The sequence below is a fragment of the Kitasatospora sp. NPDC058048 genome (genome assembly GCF_042885555.1).
In the GTDB taxonomy this organism is placed as follows: domain Bacteria; phylum Actinomycetota; class Actinomycetes; order Streptomycetales; family Streptomycetaceae; genus Kitasatospora; species Kitasatospora lactacystinica.
The window spans coordinates 144,328-158,702 of sequence record NZ_JBHVRT010000016.1 but is presented as its reverse complement, the minus strand read 5'-3'; the positions used below and the strand labels follow the sequence as shown (position 1 = coordinate 158,702).

The window sequence follows — 14,375 nt, the reverse complement described above, 5'->3', positions numbered from 1 at the left end:
CCACCCGCGGCCTCCCACCTTGAGGCCAGGACGGGCGGAGCGCGGGCCACCGTCACGCGACGGGGGCCCGGGATTCGCAGGGAGCGTGGGGGTTACGCCCTCAGGGGAGGTCGACACACGACCGGCCCACGCGCCACTCAGCACCACCGTGCTTCAAGCACCGCACCTCGTACGTAGCTCTCCCTCGACGGGCTCCCGCCATTCGAGGGATCACCGCCTCGGACCGACGCAGTCGAGCGTTGGTCAGGACAGCACAACCGGTCGCCGAGCCAGACAGGCCGACGTCCGCTCCAGGGAAGGACCCTTAGTGAGCGACTCCACCGATCTGATGGGCGCGCGCCCGGACGCCGAGGCGTCGGACGCAGCCGCCGCCCCCGCTGCCCCGGCCCGGCGCCGCCGCAGCGCCGCCGCGGGCCTGGACGGCATGGTCCTGGCCGAGCTGCAGAAGCTCGCCGCGGACCTTGGCATCACCGGTACCGGACGCATGCGCAAGAGCCAGCTGATCGAGACCATCAAGGAGAAGAGCGGCGGGGACCCGCTGCTCGCCGCCGGTGGCACCGCCCCGGCCGCCAAGCGCACCGCCGCCAAGGCGGACGCCGAGGCCCCGGCCGAGAAGCCGGCCCGCCGCACCAAGGCCGCCGCCAAGGCGGCCGAGGCTCCGGCCGCCGCCGAGCCGCAGGCCCAGATCGAGATCCCGGTCCAGGCCGCCGCCGAGACCGCCGCGCCCGCCCGTACCGAGCGCACCCGCCGCCGGGCCACCTCGGCCGCCGGCGCGCCCACCGCCCCGGTCGCGGAGGCCCCGGCCGAGGCCGCCACCGTCGCGGTCGCCGAGCCGAAGCAGGCCGAGGCCCGCCCGGCCGAGACCCGCGGCTTCGAGGGCCGCGAGGACAGCCGCGAGAGCCGTCGCGACCGCCGTGAGCGGCGTGAGCGCCGCGAGGGCGGCGACCGTCCCGAGCGTACGGAGCGCACCGAGCGCCAGGAGGCCGGCGAGGCCCAGGACGCCGACGGCCGCGAGTCGCGCCGCGACCGCCGCAACCGCCGCGAGCGCACCGACCGCACCGACCGCACCGACCGCCAGTCCCAGCAGGGCGGCGGCCAGCAGCAGGGCGGCCAGGCCGAGCAGCAGGGCCGCCAGACCCAGCAGGCCCAGCAGCCGCAGGTCCAGCAGGGCGGCTACGACGACGACGAGTTCGGCGACGGCCGCCGTGGCCGGCGCGGGCGCTACCGCGACCGCCGTGGCCGCCGCGGCCGCGAGGGCTTCGAGGCCGGCCCCGCCGAGCCGCAGATCGGCGAGGACGACGTCCTGATCCCGGTCGCGGGCATCCTCGACATCCTCGACAACTACGCGTTCGTGCGCACCTCCGGCTACCTGCCGGGCCAGAACGACGTCTACGTCTCGCTCGCCCAGGTCCGCAAGAACGGCCTGCGCAAGGGCGACGCCATCACCGGCGCGGTGCGCCAGCCCAAGGACGGCGAGCGCCGCGAGAAGTTCAACGCCATGGTGCGGCTGGACTCCGTCAACGGCATGGACCCGGAGAGCGGTCGCGGCCGCCCCGAGTTCAACAAGCTCACCCCGCTCTACCCGCAGGAGCGGCTGCGCCTGGAGACCGACCCGGGCGTGCTGACCACCCGGATCATCGACCTGGTGTCGCCGATCGGCAAGGGCCAGCGCGGTCTGATCGTCGCGCCGCCGAAGACCGGCAAGACCATGGTGCTGCAGGCGGTCGCCAACGCGATCACCCACAACAACCCCGAGTGCCACCTGATGGTCGTCCTGGTCGACGAGCGTCCGGAAGAGGTCACCGACATGCAGCGGTCGGTGAAGGGCGAGGTCATCTCCTCGACCTTCGACCGCCCGGCCGAGGACCACACCACCGTCGCCGAGCTGGCCATCGAGCGCGCCAAGCGCCTGGTCGAGCTGGGCCACGACGTGGTCATCCTGCTGGACTCGATCACCCGTCTCGGCCGCGCCTACAACCTGGCCGCGCCGGCCTCCGGCCGCATCCTGTCCGGTGGTGTCGACTCGACCGCGCTGTACCCGCCGAAGAAGTTCTTCGGTGCCGCGCGCAACATCGAGAACGGCGGCTCGCTGACCATCCTGGCCACCGCGCTGGTCGAGACCGGCTCGCGCATGGACGAGGTGATCTTCGAGGAGTTCAAGGGCACCGGCAACATGGAGCTCAAGCTCGACCGGAAGCTCTCGGACAAGCGCATCTTCCCGGCCGTCGACGTGGACGCCTCCAGCACCCGCAAGGAGGAGATCCTGCTCGGCAGCGAGGAGTTGGCCATCGTCTGGAAGCTGCGCCGGGTGCTGCACGCGCTCGACTCGCAGCAGGCGATCGAGCTGCTCCTGGACAAGATGAAGCAGACCAAGAGCAACGCCGAGTTCCTGATGCAGATCGCCAAGACCACCCCCGGCTCCAACGACTGACCGTAGCCGGACGGTTGTCCGAGCACGGAACCCCGGATCGCGCGAGCGGTCCGGGGTTCCGTGCGTCCGGCCCGGTTTGTTCCAGAGTCGGGACAACTTGAGGGCGTTTGGATCATGTTGTCCGATTTACTCTGGACCGTATGGCCGAACACAAGAGGGTTCCAGGGCGCCGCCGCAGAGTCCTGCGGACGGCCGCCTGCGCGTTCGTCGCGCTCGTCGTCCTCGGCGCCGGCGCGGCCCTCTTCGCCTGGTTCAGGCTCAACGGCAACATCAAGAGCGTCGACATCGACGCCCGGCTCGGCGACGCCCGGCCGCCGGCCGCCACCGACGGCTCCTTCAACATCCTGGTGCTCGGCTCCGACTCGCGCGGCGGCGACAACGGCTCGATCGCGGGCGGGGACACCGGCGACACCGCCCGCTCGGACACCGCGATGGTGGTGCACATCAACCAGGACCACTCCCGCGCCCAGGTCGTCTCGATCCCGCGCGACACCCTGGTCACCCGCCCCGACTGCACCGACCCGAGCGGCCGGACCGTGCCCGGCGCCAAGCGCGCGATGTACAACAGCGCCTTCGAGAGCGGCGGCGCGGTCTGCGCCGTCAAGACCACCGAGCAGCTCACCGGGCTGCGGATGGACCACTACCTGCAGATCGACTTCGCCGGCTTCGCCCGGGTCGTGGACGCGATGGGCGGGGCCACCGTGACCACCGCGGTGGCCATCCACGACAAGGACAGCGGGCTCGACCTGCCGCCCGGCGAGCACCACCTGGACGGCCGGCAGGCACTGGCCTTCGTGCGCACCCGGCACGGCGTCGGCGACGGCAGCGACCTCGGCCGGATCGAGCTCCAGAAGCAGATGGTGAAGTCGCTGCTGCAGCAGGTCGGGGGGAACGGGATGCTCACCAACCCGGTCAAGCTGTGGTCGATCGGCGACACCGTGACCAGGAGCATCACCACCGACTCCGCGCTCGGCTCGGTGAACTCGCTGGTCGGGCTCACCCAGGAGCTCAAGGGGATAGGCCCGGACCAGCTGAGCATGGTCACCCTGCCGGTGGAGACGGCCCCCAGCGACCCGAACCGGGTGGTCGAGCAGCAGCCGCAGGCCGGGCAGGTCTGGGGGGCGCTCAAGGCCGACCAGGCGTTCCCTTCGGCGGTCGTCTCCGCGCAGCCGGAGAACCCCGCCCAGGCGGCTCCCACGGCGGCTCCCACGGCGGCCCCCTCGACGGCCGCACGGGACACGGGGAAGGCCACCCCGAAGGTCACCCCGAAGGCCGGGACGGCGCACTGAGGGGCGCCCGGAATATCCCGGAACGCGACCCGGTTTGGGAAGATGCGGCCGGTCCTGGCAGACTGGTCCGTCGGTCCCGGTTCACGTGCGGCGCTCCAGCCGCCGACCCGGTGCCCTCCCGAAACCTAGGAGAACCCCTTGAAGTCCAACGTTCACCCCGAGTACGTGGTCACGCGCGTGACCTGCACCTGCGGTGCTGAGTTCACCACCCGCTCGACCGAGACCAGTGGCGAGATCCGCGCCGAGGTCTGCTCGCAGTGCCACCCGTTCTACACCGGCAAGCAGAAGATCCTCGACACCGGTGGCCGCGTGGCCCGCTTCGAGGCCCGCTTCGGCAAGCAGCACAGCGCGAAGGCCTAGCGCTCCCTCGGCGCCGGTTCCCGGTGCCCCCGTACTCGTTGTCGGGGGCGCTGGGGGCCGGCGCCGTTCGCGTCCCCCCGCGAGTTCCCCACCCCCCACATGTTTCCGAGTCCCCGGGAAGAAGGCCACCCCATGTTCGAGGCAGTCGAAGAGCTCCTCGTCGAGCACGCCGACCTCGAAACGAGGCTGGCCGACCCGTCCGTCCACGCCGACCAGAACAACGCCCGCAAGCTGGCCAAGCGGTACGCCGAGCTGACCCCGATCACCCGGGTCTACCGGCAGTGGCGGCAGGCCGGCGAGGACATCGAGGCCGCGCGTGAACTCGCCGCCGAGGAGCCGGAGTTCCTCGCCGAGGTGAAGGACTCCGAGGCGCGCCGGGACGAGCTCACCGAGGAGCTGCGGCTGCTGCTGGTGCCGCGCGACCCGAGCGACGACAAGGACGTCATCCTGGAGATCAAGGCGGGCGAGGGCGGCGAGGAGTCCGCGCTGTTCGCCGGCGACCTGCTCCGGATGTACCTGCGCTTCGCGGAGCGGGTCGGCTGGAAGACCGAGCTCATCGACTCCAACGAGTCCGACCTCGGCGGCTACAAGGACGTCTCGGTGGCCGTGAAGACCAAGGGCAGCACCGAGCCCGGCCAGGGCGTCTGGGCCCGGCTGAAGTACGAGGGCGGCGTGCACCGCGTGCAGCGCGTCCCCGCCACCGAGTCGCAGGGCCGCATCCACACCTCCGCGGCGGGCGTGCTGGTCACCCCCGAGGCGGAGGAGGTCGAGGTCGAGATCGTCGCCAACGACCTGCGGATCGACGTCTACCGCTCCTCCGGCCCCGGCGGCCAGTCGGTCAACACCACCGACTCCGCGGTCCGGATCACCCACCTGCCGACCGGTATCGTGGCGTCCTGCCAGAACGAGAAGAGCCAGCTCCAGAACAAGGAGCAGGCGATGCGCATCCTGCGTTCGCGGCTGCTGGCCGCCGCGCAGGAGGAGGCCGAGCGGGAGGCCTCGGACGCGCGCCGCAGCCAGGTCCGCACCGTGGACCGCTCCGAGCGGATCCGCACGTACAACTACCCCGAGAACCGCATCTCGGACCACCGCACCGGATTCAAGGCGTACAACCTGGACCAGGTCCTGGACGGCGACCTGAACGCGGTGATCCAGTCCTGCGTCGACAAGGACGCGGCGGCCAAGCTCGCCGCGGCCCAAGAGAACTGAGACCGGCGCGCCCCAGCCCGCGTTTCGCCCGGAGCCGGAGAAACAAGAGGTCGTACGGATGAACCTGCTGCTCGCCGAGGTGGCCCAGGCCACCCAGCGGTTGGCCGCGGCCGGCGTGCCGTCGCCGCGCTTCGACGCGGAGGAGCTCGCCGCCTACGTCCACAACGTCAAGCGCAGCCAGCTGCACACGGTGAAGGACGCCGACTTCGACGCCCGCTACTGGGAGGCCGTCTCCCGCCGCGAGGCGCGCGAGCCGCTCCAGCACATCACCGGGCGGGCGTTCTTCCGCTACCTCGAACTGGAGGTCGGCCCCGGGGTGTTCGTGCCCCGGCCGGAGACCGAGACGGTCGTCGAGTGGGCGATAGACGCGGTGCGCGACATGGACGTGGCCGAGCCGCTGGTGGTGGACCTGTGCTCCGGCTCCGGCGCGATCGCCCTCGCCCTGGCCCAGGAGCTGCCGCGCTCGACCGTGCACGCCTTCGAACTGGACGAGGGCGCGCTGGAGTACACCCGGCGCAACATCGAGGCCAGCCCGGACCGCGCCCGGGTCACCCTGCACGCCGGTGACGCCACCAGGGCCTTCGAGGACGACCGCTCCTGGGACGGCCGCTTCGACCTGGTCATCTCCAACCCGCCGTACATCCCGCTCACCGAGTGGGAGTACGTCGCGCCGGAGGCCCGCGACCACGACCCGCAGATGTCGCTGTTCTCCGGCGAGGACGGCCTGGACACCATCCGCGGCATCGAGCGGGTCGCGGCCCGACTGCTGCGCCCGGGCGGCGCGGTGGTCATCGAGCACGCCGACCAGCAGGGCGGCCAGGTGCCGTGGATCTTCAACGAGGAACACGGCTGGACGGACACCGCCGACCACCGCGACCTGAACAACCGGCCGCGCTTCACGACCGCCCGGAGGGTCGGGTCGTGAAGAATCGGGCGCAGTACGACCGCCCGGAGGGTCGGGTCGTGAAGAATCGGGCGCAGTACGACCGCCCGGAGGGTCGGGTCGTGAACAGTCGGGCGCAGTACGACCGCCCGGAGGGTCGGGTCGTGAACACCAAGCGCTGTACGACAGCGTGCAAGGCCGCGCTGTGACCACAGTGGCGGCCGTAGTGACTGCCATGAGCCACTCCGGAAGGGGACCGCACCGATGAGCCGCCGCTACGACTGTGCCGATGCCGGGGACCGTGCCACCGGTCTGCGTGAGGCCGCCTCGGCCGTCCGCCGCGGCGAACTCGTCGTGCTGCCCACCGACACCCTGTACGGGGTCGGTGCGGACGCCTTCTCCCCGGAGGCCGTCGCCGAGCTGATGGCCGCCCGGGGCCGCGGCCGCAACACGCCCTCGCCGGTGCTGGTCGGCTCGCCGACCACCCTGCACGGCCTGGTCACCGACTTCTCCGAGCAGGCGTGGGAGCTGGTCGACGCCTTCTGGCCCGGCGGGCTCACCCTGGTCGCCCGGCATCAGCCCTCGCTGCGCTGGGACCTCGGCGACACCCGCGGCACCGTCGCGGTCCGGATGCCGCTGCACCCGGTCGCCATCGAGCTGCTGAACGCCACCGGCCCGCTGGCCGTCTCCAGCGCCAACCGGATCGGCGGGACGCCCCCGCTGACCTGCGACGAGGCCCAGGCCCAGCTCGGCGACGCGATCTCGGTCTACCTGGACGGCGGGGCGGCCGAGGACTCCGCCACCTCGTCGATCGTCGACGTCACGGGCAAGGTCCCGGTCCTGCTGCGGGCCGGCGCGATCAGCGTCGAGCAGCTGAGGGAGGTCGTCCCCGACCTGGAGGCCGGCAGTTGACGCCCACCGCCTCGCTCCACGCCGGGCCGGGCATAGCGCCGTACCTGAGCGTGGGCCCCAGGCCGCTGGACCACTTCCGGATCCTGTTCGTCTGCACCGGGAACATCTGCCGCTCGCCGATCGCCGAGCGGCTGACCCGGCGTGAGCTGGACACCCGGCTGAGCCCCCGGGTGGCCGGGCGGATCCTGGTCGAGAGCGCCGGCACCTGGGGCCACGAGGGCGCGCCGATGGAGGACCACGCCGCGACCGTGCTCGACGAGTACGGCGCCGACAGCGGGGGCTTCACCGGCCGCGAGCTGCTGGACGAGCACGTGGTCGAGGCCGACCTGGTGCTCACCGCGACGCTGGACCACCGCGCCCAGGTGATCTCGATGGGTCACGAGGCGGGGCTGCGCACCTTCACGCTGAAGGAGTTCACCCGCCTGGTGCGGACGATAGACCCGGGCACCCTGCCGGATCCCCGGCGCGGCGCCGACGTCACCGAGCGGGCCCGCGCGCTGGTCCGGGCGGCCGCCGCGCTGCGCGGTTGGCTGCTGGCCGCCACCCCGGAGTCGGACGAGCTGGACGACCCGTACGGGGCGCCGATCGGCATGTTCCGCAACTGCGGCGAGGAGATATTCCACGCGGTCGACCCGGTGGTCACCGCGCTCACCGGCGTCCCCGCGCCGCGCTGACGTCCTCGCGCCGCGCCGACGGCCCGCGGGCGGGCGCCGAGGCGCTGAATGGGGCCGTCCGGCCGTGGCTCGGCGGGCCGGGGGCGGTCGGCGGTCCTACGCTGGGTGACACAGTCCCCGCAGCGCCCGGGAGCCCCGCCATGACCGTCACCGATGCCGCGACCGACCCCACCACGACGACCGGGCGCCCCTGGGTGTCCGAGGCGCTGCACCGGGCCGATCCGCAGCTGGCCGACCTGCTGGCCGCGGAGGCCGAGCGGCGCGCCGAAACGATCCAGCTGCTGGCGGGGGAGAACCTGACCACCCCCGCCGTCCTGGCGGCGCTCACCGGCCCGCTGATCGACAAGTACGCCGAGGGCTACCCGGGCCGCCGGCACCACACCGGCTGCGCGCTGGCGGACGCCGCCGAGCTGCTGGCGATCGACCGGGCCCGTGAGCTGTTCGCCGCCCCGCACGCCAACGTCCAGCCGCGGTCGGTGACTTCGGCGATGCTGGCGGCGTACGCGGCGCTGCTGCGGCCCGGCGACGGCGTGCTGGCGATGTCGCTGGAGCACGGCGGCCACCTCAGCTGCGGCTCGCGCGCCAACTTCTCCGGGCGCTGGTTCGCCTTCACCGGCTACGGCGTGCGCGAGAGCGACGGGCTGATCGACCTCGACCAGGTCCGCGACCTGGCCCGGGAGCACCGCCCCAAGGCCATCGTGGCGGGCTCGATCTCGCACCCCCGGCACCCGGACTGGGCGGCGTTCCGGGAGATCGCCGACGAGGTGGACGCCTATCTGATCGCCTCCGCCGCGCAGACCACCGGGCTGATCGCGGCGGGGGTGGCGCCCTCCCCGGTGCCGTACGCGGACGTCACCGTGGCGGCCACCCACAAGCTCCTGCGCGGTCCGCGCGGCGGGCTGCTGCTGTGCACCGCGGAGCTGGCCGAGCGGATCGACCGGGCGGTGTTCCCGTTCAGCCAGGGCGGCGCGGCGATGAACGAGGTGGCCGGCAAGGCGGTGGCCCTCGCGGAGGCCTCCGGGCCCGCGTACCGGGCGTACGCGCAGCGGGCGGTGTCCGGGGCCCGGGCGCTCGCCGGCGGGCTCGCGGAGGCCGGGATGCGCCCGCTGACGGGCGGCACCGACACCCATCTGGTGACCGCCGACGTGAGCCCGCTCGGGGTGACCGGAGCGGAGGCCGAGCGGCGCTGCGCGGCGGCCGGGCTGCTGCTCGGCAAGTGCGCGCTGCCGTACGACCCGGCGCCGGCCGCCGAGGCCTCCGGCATCCGGCTGGGCACGGGCACGGTGACCAGCCAGGGGATGGGGGAGACCGAGCTGACGGAGATCGCCGGGCTGATCGCCCGGGTGCTCGCCGGGGGCGCGGTCGCCCCCGCCGCGGCGCGGGTCCGGGAGCTGGCGCTGGCCTTCGCCGACCGTGGCTGACGGAGGTTCTCCGCGGGTATCCGGATCTCCTACCCGGGAGGGCGAACCGCGATGCACGGTCCCGGCGTCCGACTCAATAAGGTGTGTGCCGTGGCGACGCACCTCGAACCCCGGGAAGGCAGGGGAGTACCTTCGGTACTTCCCCGTTCGACAGTGATGCAGGAGGCCAGTGGTGCGTGAGTATCTGCTGGTGCTGTTCTGCACCGCCGCCGTCACCTACCTGCTGACCGGCCCGGTCCGGAAGTTCGCCATAGCGGCCGGCGCCATGCCGCCGGTGCGCGCCCGCGACGTGCACCGCGAGCCCACGCCGCGGCTCGGCGGCATCGCGATGTTCGGCGGACTGTGCGCGGGCATCCTGGTCGCCTCCCAGCTCGACAACCTGAGCAAGGTGTTCTCCCAGGGCACGGACATCCGCGCGCTGCTGTCCGGCGCCGGGATCATGTTCCTGCTCGGGGTCCTCGACGACAAGTGGGGCGTGGACGCGCTGGTGAAGCTCGGCGGCCAGATGATCGCCGCCGGCGTGATGGTCTGGCAGGGCGTCACGGTGATCACCCTCCCGGTGCCCGGTGTCGGCCCGGTCGCGGTCAGTCCGACCCAGGGCATGGTCATCTCGGTCACCCTGGTCGTCGTCATGGTGAACGCGGTGAACTTCATCGACGGCCTGGACGGCCTGGCCGGCGGCATGGTCTGCATCGCCGCGATGGCCTTCTTCCTGTACAGCTACCGGCTCTGGTACGGCTACACGATCACCGACGCGGCCCCCGCCGTGCTGTTCAGCGTGCTGCTGATCGGCATGTGCCTGGGCTTCCTGGCGCACAACATGCACCCCGCGCGGATCTTCATGGGCGACTCCGGCTCGATGATGCTGGGCCTGATGCTGGCCGTCGCCGCGATCTCGATCACCGGCCGGGTCGACCCGGACCTGATCAGCAACGAGACCGGTTCGCAGACCGCCGCCGTGCACGCCCTGGTGCCGATCTACATCCCGCTGCTGCTGCCGCTGACGGTCATCGCGCTGCCGCTGGCCGACCTGCTGCTCGCCGTGGTGCGCCGCACCTGGGCCGGTCAGTCCCCGTTCGCCGCGGACAAGCGCCACCTCCACCACCGGCTGCTCCAGGTGGGTCACTCGCACAGCCGCGCCGTACTGATCATGTACTTCTGGGCCGCGCTGATCGCCTTCGGTTCGGTGGCCTTCTCGGTGACCAACACCGGCCGCACCGTCGTCCTGACGCTCGCCGGGCTCTGCCTGGTCGGCCTGGTGGTGCTGCTCACCCCGCGGTTCCGGCCGCGCGCCCCGCGGGCGGTGCAGTCCTTCGTCCCCCCGCGCTACCGGCGGCAGCAGAGCGGTCCGATGGCCGAACTGTCGGCGAAGGACAAGCAACTCCTGGGTGAAGCCGGCCGGGACTCCGGCGTGGGCTCCACCGCGGTCGGCCCCCACCACAAGGCCACCGGCCGCCACTGACAAGGGAGTTGAGGGTCCATCCGATGGCGTTCACTCGAATGGCGGATCCGTTGCGCCGTTGGTGTGACAGGTGCCACATATTCATGGTAAAGCTCTCATCAAATAGTTTGTGATACCGTTCACGAGTACCGAGAACACGCCGAAAGACCTGACAGGTGGATGACTTCCGTCCCTGTCGGTCTCCCTCACCGGGCCCGCCGTTCCGATGGGCGGCCCGCGGCGATGCCTCGGTCCGGTGTCACCCGCCACCGCTGTGCCCGTCCCCCGCCACATCGACATGCCGCCGGAGCTGCCGACATGCCGTCCACCGACGCCCGGATCCTCCGAGGCGCCGCGATTCCCACTGCGGCCGCCGGGATCATCGCCATGGCGATCTCCTTCGCCGTCGCCGGGGGGAAGGGCCTGCTCGGTGCCCTCTTCGGCGCGCTGCTCGTGATGGCCTTCTTCGCCTCCGGCCAGTTCGCGCTCGACCGGCTGACCAGGTCGAACCCGCAGATCATGATGGCCGCGGCGCTGCTGGTGTACACCACGCAGATCCTGCTGGTCGGCATCGTGCTCGCGGTCTTCAAGAACACCGATCTCTTCAACCGGCAGGCCTTCGCCTTCACCCTGCTCGGCTGCGCCCTGATCTGGACGGGCTTCCAGGTGCGTGGTGCGCTCAAGGCCAAGACCTTCTACGTCGACCCCGACGCCTCCGAAAAGAAGGGCGACAAGCCCTCCGACAAGGGGCGTCAACAGTGACGAGGCCCAGCTGTCCCCCCAATGAGGGGGGCGGTGTTTATGCCGCGCTGACGGGCTGCTATCGTCCGTCGCAACAACGGAGTACGGGAAGAGGCCAGGTCTGTCCGGACAGCGGACGGATCGCCCCCCGGATCCGCGCATTCTTCGATGATCCCGCTGTGGTGCAGTGCGCCGGCGCGCGGGGTCGGCGAGAAACCCATCAAGTTCCAGTGCCGTTCCGTGGCCGCAGGCCACGCCGACACACCGAGGTTGCCGTATCCATGCGTCACGACGAAGGAGTCCGCGGTGAGTGCTGAACTCACGTCCCTCGCCTCAGGCAGTTGCCACTTCGGGGACGCTGGCTGTGGCTTCCCGGCCCCGGGTCTGAACGAGTTCCAGTTCGAGCCGATCTTCTCGATCGGCAGCTTCGACTTCAACAAGCCGATGCTGCTGTCGATCATCGTCGCGCTCCTGGTCGTCGTGTTCTTCTGGGCCTCCTTCGCCAAGCCGCGCCTGGTCCCCGGCAAGCTGCAGCTGGTCGGTGAGATCGGCTACGACTTCGTCAAGCGCTCCATCGTCCTGGAGACGATCGGCAAAAAGGGCGAGAAGTACGTCCCGATGCTGGTCTCGATGTTCTTCTTCATCTGGTTGATGAACATCATGTCGATCATCCCGTTCGCACAGTTCCCCGTGACGGCGGCGATCGCGTTCCCGGCCGGCCTCGCGGCGGTCGTGTGGGTCACCTACATGACGCTGACCTTCAAGAAGCACGGCTTCGTCGGCGGTCTGAAGAACCTCTGCTGGCCCTCGGGCATCCCCGGCTGGGTCATGTTCATCCTGGTGCCGATCGAGTTCTTCTCGAACATCTTCGTGCGCCCGTTCACGCTCGCGGTCCGAGCCTTCGCGAACATGTTCGCCGGCCACCTGCTGGTCGTGATGTTCTCCGTCGCCTCCTGGTACCTGCTCAGCCCCTCCCTGGGCGCGCTGTACGGCTCGGCCTCGTTCATCGTCGCCGTCGGCCTGACCGCCTTCGAGCTGCTGGTCCAGTTCCTGCAGGCCTACATCTTCGTGATGCTGGCCAGCAGCTACATCGCCGGTGCCCTGGAAGAGGCGCACTGAGCCTGGGCCCTCGGCCCTCCTGAACCACCCCCGGAACGCCCGGTGGCCAATCACCACCGGTACACCATCCCCGCAAAGGACACATTGCAATGAGCATGCTCGCTGAGGTCGGCGTCTACGGTTCCGTCGCTTCGATCGGCTACGGCCTCGCCGCGATCGGCCCCGGCATCGGCGTCGGTCTGATCTTCGGCAACGGCGTCCAGGCGATGGCCCGTCAGCCCGAGGCCGCCGGCCTGATCCGTTCCAACATGTTCATCGGCTTCGCGCTGACCGAGGCGCTCGCCCTCATCGGCATCGTCATGCCGTTCGTCTTCGGCCAGGGCCCCAAGTAATCCCCGCCGTAGACCCTTCGAGGAAGGTCCAGATATGAGCATCGCGGCTCACCTCGCGGAGGAGGGGGAGATCATGAACCCCCTTCTGCCCGCATGGCCCGAGATCATCATCGGCCTGCTCTGCTTCTTCATCGTCTTCGGCATCCTTGGCAAGAAGCTCCTCCCCAGCATCGAGAAGGTGCTGTCGGAGCGCCGGGACGCCATCGAGGGCGGGATGGAGCGGGCCGAGGCCGCTCAGGTCGAGGCCCAGGCCCTGCTTGAGCAGTACCGTGGCGAGCTCGCCGAGGCGCGCCACGAGGCTGCCCGCATCGTCGAGCAGGCTCGCGAGCAGGGTGCCGCCCAGCTCGCCGAGATGCGCGAGGAGGGCCAGCGCCAGCGCGAGGCCATCGTCGCCGCCGGTCACGCCCAGATCGAGGCGGACAAGAAGCAGGCCACTTCCGCCCTGCGTCAGGACGTGGGCTCGCTGGCGACCCAGCTGGCGTCCCGCATCGTGGGCGAGTCCCTGGAGGACCACGCCCGGCAGAGCGGCGTCATCGACCGCTTCCTGGACGAGCTGGAGGCCAAGGCCGCCGTTGCTCAGGGTGCGGCCAAGTGATCGGCGCCAGCCGTGAGGCCCTCGCTGCCGGCCGGCAGAACCTGGAGAGCCTGACCGACTCCACCTCGGTGGACGCGGCCAAGCTCGCCGAGGAGCTCACCGCCGTCACGGCCGTGCTGGACCGTGAGGTGTCGCTGCGCCGAGTCCTGACGGACCCGTCCCGGTCCGGCCAGGACAAGGCCCAGCTGGTCACCTCGCTGCTGACCGGCCAGGTCTCCGGCGAGGCCGTCGACCTGGTCTCCGGCCTGGTCCGCTCCCGCTGGTCGGGCTCGCGCGACCTGGTGGACGCGACCGAGCAGCTCTCCGCGTACGCGGAGATCATCGCCGCGGACAAGGCCGGCGCCCTGGACGACGTCGAGGACGAGCTCTTCCGCTTCGGCCGGGTGGTGAGCGGCGCGCACGAGCTGCGCGCCGCGCTGACCGAGCCGAAGGCCGGAGCCGTCGCGAAGGCCGAGCTGATCAAGAAGCTGCTCGGCGGCCGCGCCAACGCCGGCACCGTCCGGCTGGTCACCGCCCTCGTCAACGCGCCGCGTGGCCGTAGCCTGGAGCAGGGCCTCGAGTCCTACTCGAAGCTCGCCGCCGCACGCCGTGGCCGCGTGGTGGCCCTGGTCACCACCGCGGTGCCGCTGTCGGACACCCAGAAGGAGCGCCTGTCCGGTGCTCTGGGCCGGATGTACGGCCGCCAGGTCCACCTGAACATCGACGTCGACCCCGAGGTCGTCGGCGGCGTCCAGGTGCAGATCGGCGACGAGATCATCAACGGCACCGTGTCGAGCCGCCTCGAAGGCGCTCGCCAGTCGCTCGAAGGCTGAGCACCGAAGCAGCACATCCGACCCTCGGTCGGGAAACCGGCTCCTCAAGGAGCCGGCACATCGTACGGCCGGTTCGGAAGACCCGGCCGAGAGTCGAATACTTGCGGCCCTCAATGGCGGGCCGAGGATCGCAAACTAGGAGAGCAGGGAAGCCTG

Annotated in this window: 14 protein-coding genes; all 14 read left to right on the top strand. The window is 71.3% G+C overall.

What is annotated here, in order from left to right; all coding sequences use genetic code 11:
* The first annotated feature begins 307 nt into the window (after nucleotides 1–307).
* The gene (gene rho, locus ACFVVA_RS19085; RefSeq protein ID WP_387690902.1) at nucleotides 308–2,431 is read left to right on the top strand and encodes a transcription termination factor Rho; all 2,124 of its coding nucleotides are present in this window, start codon (nucleotides 308–310) and stop codon (nucleotides 2,429–2,431) included.
* A 140-nt stretch (nucleotides 2,432–2,571) separates the two neighbouring features.
* Nucleotides 2,572–3,720: an LCP family protein gene (locus ACFVVA_RS19080; RefSeq protein WP_387690900.1), complete on the top strand. Its 1,149-nt coding sequence runs from the start codon at nucleotides 2,572–2,574 to the stop codon at nucleotides 3,718–3,720.
* Nucleotides 3,721–3,858: 138 nt separating this feature from the next.
* A complete protein-coding gene (gene rpmE / locus ACFVVA_RS19075) occupies nucleotides 3,859–4,080 on the top strand; it encodes a 50S ribosomal protein L31 (protein WP_030235761.1) in 222 nt (73 codons plus the stop codon).
* Between the two features lie 132 nt (nucleotides 4,081–4,212).
* Entirely contained in the window at nucleotides 4,213–5,289 is a 1,077-nt protein-coding gene (gene prfA, locus ACFVVA_RS19070) for a peptide chain release factor 1 (RefSeq protein WP_387690898.1), read from the top strand.
* 58 nt (nucleotides 5,290–5,347) lie between these two features.
* A complete protein-coding gene (gene prmC, locus ACFVVA_RS19065) occupies nucleotides 5,348–6,214 on the top strand; it encodes a peptide chain release factor N(5)-glutamine methyltransferase (protein ID WP_359899971.1) in 867 nt (288 codons plus the stop codon).
* Nucleotides 6,215–6,436: 222 nt separating this feature from the next.
* Nucleotides 6,437–7,084: an L-threonylcarbamoyladenylate synthase gene (locus tag ACFVVA_RS19060; protein WP_359899969.1), complete on the top strand. Its 648-nt coding sequence runs from the start codon at nucleotides 6,437–6,439 to the stop codon at nucleotides 7,082–7,084.
* Between the two features lie 32 nt (nucleotides 7,085–7,116).
* Nucleotides 7,117–7,758: a protein-tyrosine-phosphatase gene (locus ACFVVA_RS19055; RefSeq protein WP_355252781.1), complete on the top strand. Its 642-nt coding sequence runs from the start codon at nucleotides 7,117–7,119 to the stop codon at nucleotides 7,756–7,758.
* Nucleotides 7,759–7,898: 140 nt separating this feature from the next.
* Nucleotides 7,899–9,179, top strand: coding sequence for a serine hydroxymethyltransferase (gene glyA / locus ACFVVA_RS19050; protein ID WP_387690896.1), 1,281 nt, complete (start codon nucleotides 7,899–7,901; stop codon nucleotides 9,177–9,179).
* A gap of 172 nt (nucleotides 9,180–9,351) precedes the next feature.
* A complete protein-coding gene (locus ACFVVA_RS19045; protein ID WP_359899966.1) occupies nucleotides 9,352–10,641 on the top strand; it encodes an MraY family glycosyltransferase in 1,290 nt (429 codons plus the stop codon).
* Between the two features lie 297 nt (nucleotides 10,642–10,938).
* Nucleotides 10,939–11,382, top strand: coding sequence for a hypothetical protein (locus tag ACFVVA_RS19040; RefSeq protein WP_359899964.1), 444 nt, complete (start codon nucleotides 10,939–10,941; stop codon nucleotides 11,380–11,382).
* Between the two features lie 285 nt (nucleotides 11,383–11,667).
* Nucleotides 11,668–12,480 (top strand): F0F1 ATP synthase subunit A, encoded by an 813-nt coding sequence (gene atpB / locus ACFVVA_RS19035; protein ID WP_387690893.1) that lies wholly within the window; start codon nucleotides 11,668–11,670, stop codon nucleotides 12,478–12,480.
* 89 nt (nucleotides 12,481–12,569) lie between these two features.
* Complete coding sequence (gene atpE / locus ACFVVA_RS19030; RefSeq protein WP_030302757.1) at nucleotides 12,570–12,812, top strand: ATP synthase F0 subunit C; 243 nt, start codon at nucleotides 12,570–12,572, stop codon at nucleotides 12,810–12,812.
* A gap of 34 nt (nucleotides 12,813–12,846) precedes the next feature.
* Nucleotides 12,847–13,407 carry a F0F1 ATP synthase subunit B gene (locus tag ACFVVA_RS19025; RefSeq protein WP_387690891.1) on the top strand — a complete coding sequence of 187 codons (561 nt, stop codon included), beginning with the start codon at nucleotides 12,847–12,849 and terminating at the stop codon, nucleotides 13,405–13,407.
* Nucleotides 13,404–14,219 (top strand): F0F1 ATP synthase subunit delta, encoded by an 816-nt coding sequence (locus tag ACFVVA_RS19020; protein ID WP_380538225.1) that lies wholly within the window; start codon nucleotides 13,404–13,406, stop codon nucleotides 14,217–14,219. The genes ACFVVA_RS19025 and ACFVVA_RS19020 overlap by 4 nt, the downstream gene beginning before the upstream one ends.
* Nucleotides 14,220–14,375 lie beyond the last annotated feature (156 nt).

Coding starts and splice junctions, on each gene's coding strand:
- ACFVVA_RS19080 (WP_387690900.1), top strand. CDS start 2,572: ATGGCCGAACACAAGAGGGTTCCAGGGCGCCGCCGCAGAGTCCTGCGG.
- prfA (WP_387690898.1), top strand. CDS start 4,213: ATGTTCGAGGCAGTCGAAGAGCTCCTCGTCGAGCACGCCGACCTCGAA.
- prmC (WP_359899971.1), top strand. CDS start 5,348: ATGAACCTGCTGCTCGCCGAGGTGGCCCAGGCCACCCAGCGGTTGGCC.
- ACFVVA_RS19060 (WP_359899969.1), top strand. CDS start 6,437: ATGAGCCGCCGCTACGACTGTGCCGATGCCGGGGACCGTGCCACCGGT.
- glyA (WP_387690896.1), top strand. CDS start 7,899: ATGACCGTCACCGATGCCGCGACCGACCCCACCACGACGACCGGGCGC.
- ACFVVA_RS19040 (WP_359899964.1), top strand. CDS start 10,939: ATGCCGTCCACCGACGCCCGGATCCTCCGAGGCGCCGCGATTCCCACT.
- atpE (WP_030302757.1), top strand. CDS start 12,570: ATGAGCATGCTCGCTGAGGTCGGCGTCTACGGTTCCGTCGCTTCGATC.
- ACFVVA_RS19025 (WP_387690891.1), top strand. CDS start 12,847: ATGAGCATCGCGGCTCACCTCGCGGAGGAGGGGGAGATCATGAACCCC.